At 71.4% G+C, this 2,997-nt stretch carries 3 protein-coding genes and 1 pseudogene; 3 read left to right on the plus strand and 1 reads right to left on the minus strand.

The genetic code is table 11. The annotated features are described in order from the left end of the window. A partial coding sequence (locus ACFFCN_RS18565; RefSeq protein WP_375494090.1) for a ComF family protein occupies positions 1 to 454 on the plus strand: 454 nt, incomplete at its 5' end. A gap of 138 nt (positions 455 to 592) precedes the next feature. Further along, entirely contained in the window at positions 593 to 1,210 is a 618-nt protein-coding gene (hpf, locus tag ACFFCN_RS18570) for a ribosome hibernation-promoting factor, HPF/YfiA family (protein ID WP_375494094.1), read from the plus strand. On the opposite strand, the gene ACFFCN_RS18575 is transcribed toward hpf, so the two are convergent. Beyond that, a complete protein-coding gene (locus ACFFCN_RS18575; protein WP_375494092.1) occupies positions 1,180 to 2,340 on the minus strand; it encodes a GNAT family N-acetyltransferase in 1,161 nt (386 codons plus the stop codon). The two genes, hpf and ACFFCN_RS18575, sit on opposite strands and share 31 nt — an antisense overlap. 87 nt (positions 2,341 to 2,427) lie before the next feature. On the opposite strand from ACFFCN_RS18575, the pseudogene ACFFCN_RS18580 reads away from it, so the two are divergent. Beyond that, a pseudogene (locus tag ACFFCN_RS18580) lies at positions 2,428 to 2,997 on the plus strand (preprotein translocase subunit SecA); the annotation flags it as partial.

Consider the following 2,997-nt stretch of genomic DNA (forward strand, 5'->3'; position numbering starts at 1 on the left):
GCACGAGCACCGGGCGGCGGGCCGCACGGTGCTCGTGCCGGTGCCGTCCAGCCGGCGGGCGGCGGCGGCCCGCGGCGGCGATCACGTGGTGCGCCTCGCCCGGCGCGCGGCGTGGCAGACGGGCGTGCCGGCCATGCCGTCGTTGGCGCTCGTCCGCACGGTGGCCGATTCGGCCGGTCTCAGTGCCGGCGAGCGCGCGTGCAACATGCACGCGGCGATGAACGCCCGGGCGGCGCCGCCAGGGTGCGCGGCCGTCGTGGTCGACGACATCGTCACCACCGGAGCAACCCTGCGCGAGGCCTGCCGCGCCCTCGTCGCAGCGGGCTGGCCGGTGCTCGGCGCCGCGGTGGTCGCCGCGACGCCGGCACCGCGCCGGCGCGCGGTGCCGGACGTGGAAACGCAAGACCACGGTTTGCCCATTGGCAGCGCCCAGGTACGCGGTCTAGCGTCTTAGCGACCTGACCGAGTAGGCGATTCTCGGCCCGCACGCGGGTCGGCCGGATCACCAGCAGCCGACCGGCACCTGACGAGTTCGTGCGCGCTCGAGTTTCTCGAGCATCGTGGAGGTCGCATGGAAACTGTCGTGGGCAGCATGGAGATCGTCGTGCGCGGGCGCAAGGTGGTCGTCCCCGATCACTTCCGCCAGCACGTCGGCGAGAAACTCGGCAAGCTGGAGCGGTACGACGACAAGATCATCCGAGTCGACGTCGAGCTGCAACATGAGAAGAACCCGCGACAGAACGGCAGTTGTCAACACATCGAGATCACCTGTCGAACCCGCGGCCCGGTCGTCCGCAGCGAGGCGTGCTCGGACGACTTCTACGCCGCGCTGGACCTCGCCGTGGACAAGCTCGAGCGCCGGCTGCGGCACGCCGCCGACCGCCGGCGCATCCACCACGGACGCCGCACGCCGCGTTCCGTCGCCGAGGTCACGGCCGCACTGCCCGACCTGCTGCCCGACGACGTCGCCAGCGCCCAGGACATCGACGCGGCGCGCAGCGACGGCGCGCAGCCGGACGCGGGCCCCGGGCAGGTCGTGCGGAGCAAGGAGCACCCGGCCACGCCGATGACCGTCGACCAGGCGTTGTTCGAGATGGAACTCGTCGGGCACGACTTCTTCCTGTTTTGCGATTCCGAGTCCGGCCGCCCCAGCGTCGTCTACCGGCGGCACGCCTACGACTACGGCCTGCTGCGCCTCGCCGTGACCTGAGCTCCGGTGGGCGAAACGCCCGGGCTAAGCCGGGCGAACCACGCCTCGTCGGACATCGAACCGTCCGCGTTGGGCAGCCGCGAGCGGCGCACGCCGTCGGCCTCGAAGCCGCCGGCGAGCGCCGCGCGTTGCGAGGCGACGTTGTCGGTCTTCGCGCCGAGTTCGAGGCGGGCGTAGCCCAGCACGTCGAACGCCCAGTCCGCCATGAGTCGCAGCGCGCGGCCGGTGTAGCCGCGGCCGCGGAAGTCCGGGTGTACCGCGTAACCGACATCGCCCACCCGGGGCAGCGGCGAGTTACGCAGCTGGCAATTGCCGGCCACCCGACCGGACGCGACGTCGACCATCGCGAACTGCGCCTGGCGGCCGACCAGCCAGTCCAGACCGGCGCGCGCACATCGACGCTGCGCCTGCGCCTCGGTCGTCAACTCGCCGTCGAAGCTCCACCGCACGCTCACGTCGTCGTTCTCGGTCTGCAGGTAGGCGAGCGCGTCGGCGGGCTCCATCGCCCGCAGCGCCAGCACCCCGTCGCGCAGGCCGCCGTGCGGCAATGCCGGGAAGGCGTACGGAACCGGCGCGACCGGGTCGTCGAAAACCCGGGCGAACCGGGCGACATCGCGTGGTGTGTCGTCGCGGCCGGTCGCGCCGGCACGGACGATGCCCTCGAAGGGGATACCGGCACCGAGTGCGCTGCGGACCGACGCCAGGTTGGTGAGATCGCAGTCGACATGGATCCGGTGCACGCCCTGTTCGTGCGCGAAACGGGTCAGCACGCGAGTTGCCTGTGCGGCGTAGCCGTGTCCGCGGGCGTCCGGCGCCACCCAGTAGCCGATCTCCGCGTCCGCACCCAGGCGCAGCGCGGCGGCGCCGACGACCCGGCCGGACGTGCGCTCGACGACCGCGCTGCCGAGGCCGGTTCCCGCGTCGCGGCCCTCATGCCCCAGGTCGTCGACGAAGGCCTGGGCGTCGGTACGGGTGTAGGGCTGCGGCAGGCGGTCGAGAAAGGCGTGCATGGACGCGTCCTGCATGATCTGGTGAACGCGGTCGGCGTCGTCGGCCCGCCACCGCCGGAGGACGACCTGCTCGCCGCGCAGTTCGAGATCGGCGAGCTCGACGTCGCGCAAGCGTCCCACGCGGTCAGCGTGCCAGAGCGGCTGCCGAGCGTGACCGGACTGTGACGCCACCGTGCACGCCACAGGGTGCCCCGTACCATGGCCCGCGTGGTGCTAGCCAAACTTCTGCGTGCCGGCGAGCAGAAACAGGTCCGCCGGCTGTCGGCCATCGCCGATCACATCGAGACCCTCGAGGACGACTACGTCGACCTCACCGACGCCGAACTGCGTGAGCTGACCGACCAGTTCAAGGAACGTCTCGGCGACGGCGAGAGCCTCGACGATCTGCTGCCCGAGGCATTCGCCGTCGTGCGCGAGGCCGCGCGCCGCACGCTGGGCCAGTTCCACTACAAGGTGCAGCTCATGGGCGGCGCCGCGCTGCACCTCGGCAACGTCGCCGAGATGAAGACCGGTGAGGGCAAGACCCTGGTGTCCACGCTGCCGGTCTACCTCAACGCGCTCACCGGGGACGGCGTGCACGTCGTCACCGTCAACGACTACCTGGCCAGTCGTGACGCCGACTGGATGGGTCGCGTGCACCGGTTCCTCGGCCTGTCTGTCGGCAAGATCCTCAACGACATGCCGCCGGAGAAGCGGCGCGCGTCCTACGAGGCGGACATCACCTACGGCACGAACAACGAGTTCGGCTTCGACTACCTGCGCGACAACATGGCGTGG

Origin of the sequence: uncultured Jatrophihabitans sp. (assembly GCF_964246335.1) — a bacterium.
In the GTDB taxonomy this organism is placed as follows: Bacteria; Actinomycetota; Actinomycetes; order Mycobacteriales; family Jatrophihabitantaceae; genus Jatrophihabitans.

What these genes read in the sequence shown, in the direction of transcription:
- hpf (WP_375494094.1), top strand. Translation starts at nt 593, where the DNA reads ATGGAGATCGTCGTGCGCGGGCGCAAGGTGGTCGTCCCCGATCACTTC.